At 28.3% G+C, this 2,058-nt stretch carries 1 protein-coding gene and 1 pseudogene; both read right to left on the reverse strand.

The annotated features are described in order from the left end of the window. The coding region (gene hypF, locus AC30RD_RS08815) for a carbamoyltransferase HypF (protein ID WP_489494139.1) at window positions 1–1,670 on the reverse strand (1,670 nt) is incomplete at its 3' end. Then, window positions 1,663–2,058: pseudogene (locus tag AC30RD_RS08820) on the reverse strand (hydrogenase); the annotation flags it as partial. The pseudogene AC30RD_RS08820 and the gene hypF, both read right to left, overlap by 8 nt.

Here is a 2,058-nt window from a genome sequence, read left to right on the forward strand (position 1 = left end):
AAATAATACTTTTCAAACAAAAGCGAAAGTGCTACTCTTTTTGGTTCTTTTATCGCTTTTTCTCCTCCTAAAAGCTTAATCGGTTTAAAATGATATTTTCTGTTATCTCCTACGAAAACCTCTCCGCCCCAAAGGGTATTATCATCTCCAAGTCCCGTTCCATCAAAAATAAAACTTACAAAATCGCCTTTTAGATTATATTCGGCTTTTACGCTATATAAATGAGCTAAATGGTGCTGGATTCGGATAAGTTTTAGTGAATTTTCTTTTGCAAAATTAATTGCTAATTCAGTGCTTTCATATCCGTTATGTTTATCGCATATTAAAATATCCGGTTTAAAATCATAAAATCTTTTAAAATTTTGTATCATTTTTTTGTAATGATTGATTGAACTAATACTATCTAAATCTCCGATATAAGGACTTAAAATAAGCTTATTTTCAAAAGCGATCGCAATGGAGCTTTTTTGATTGGCTCCAAAGGCTAAAATATTTTTATCTATTTTAAAAGGTAGTTTTAGCTCTTTTGGAGCATATCCACGAGACAATCTTAAAATTTGAATATCATTATTTATAACTTGAGTTAAGCTATCATCTGTAAAATTAACAATCTCTCTATCATAATCAACTACAAAGTCTATAAACGGCAACTTTGCTTTTATATCCTCTTTTGTAGTAATTATCGGCTCACCGCTAATATTTGCACTTGTAGCGACTATCGGTATGTCAAGATATTTAAATAAAATATAATAAAATCCGCTATAAGGTAACATCACTCCGATTCTATCAATATTAGGTGCTATAAATTCGTTTAAAATATTTTTAGATTTTAATAAAACAATCGGAGCTTCATAGCTTAATAAAAGCTTTTTTTCAAAATTATTAATTTGTGCAATTTTTTTTATCATGTCCATATCTTTGCACATTATCGCAAAAGGTTTTGTAGGACGATTTTTAAGCTCTCTTAATCTGATAATTGTTTTATCGTTTGTCGCATCGCAAACCAAATGAAATCCGCCAATAGCCTTTATAGCTCCGATATAACCTTGTTTTAAAAAAGTGACTATATCTTTAAAAATATCATTTGTAGCAGTTAGTTTTTTATTTTTTATTATTAAATTAATTTTGGGTCCGCAATTTTTACAACAAATCCCTTGGGCATGAAATCTTTTGTTTTTAATATCTTTAAACTCATCTAAACACTCTTTGCATAGACTAAATTTATCCATCGAAGTGTTTTTTCTATCATAAGGAATTGTTTTTATTATGCTATATCTCGGGCCGCAATTCGTGCAATTGGTAAACGGATAGTTTTTATATCTAATTACGCTATTTATATCTTTTTTGCATTTATTACAAATTGCGATATCCGGTAAGATTGTAGCGATTTTTGATAGGTTAGCCGCAGAATTATCTATAATAAATTCTTTTGCATTTATTGGAGTTTTATATTCTTTTTCCAATCTATCTATTTTAGATAGCGGCGGCAAATTATTTAATAACTCTTTTTCAAAATTTTTTAAATTATTACCTTCAACATCTATAATTACACCAAATTCGGTGTTTTTAATATAACCTTTTAGATTAAATTTTTGCGATAAATTATACACAAACGGCCTAAAACCGACACCTTGAACCCTACCGTAAATTTTATAAACGATTCTATTCATCAAAAGCGATTATATTTGATAAATACGGCTTATTTGCACCCAATTTTGATAAAACTCTACTTAAAACTATGCTATTTTCAAACATATTGCCCAAAAATGTTATATTGTTTTTTAGTTTTAGATTTACCTTGATTTGATTGATTATATTTATACTAAAATCAGCCAATGATTCAAAAATGGAATATGCTAAATAACTATCTTGAGTGCCGGCTAATTTAAAACTCATAATTGAGCCGAAAAAACTTACATAATCAAATTTATCATCTTCAAATCTGCAATCAATTTGAAGTCCTCCGTTTCCTCTAAATTCAAGAGCTTTATTTGTTAGATCATAAAACGGATAATTTTGCACATCAAGCTTTAAAATTTTACAAATTAGTTCATAAAA

Source organism: Nitrosophilus sp. (assembly GCF_982775275.1).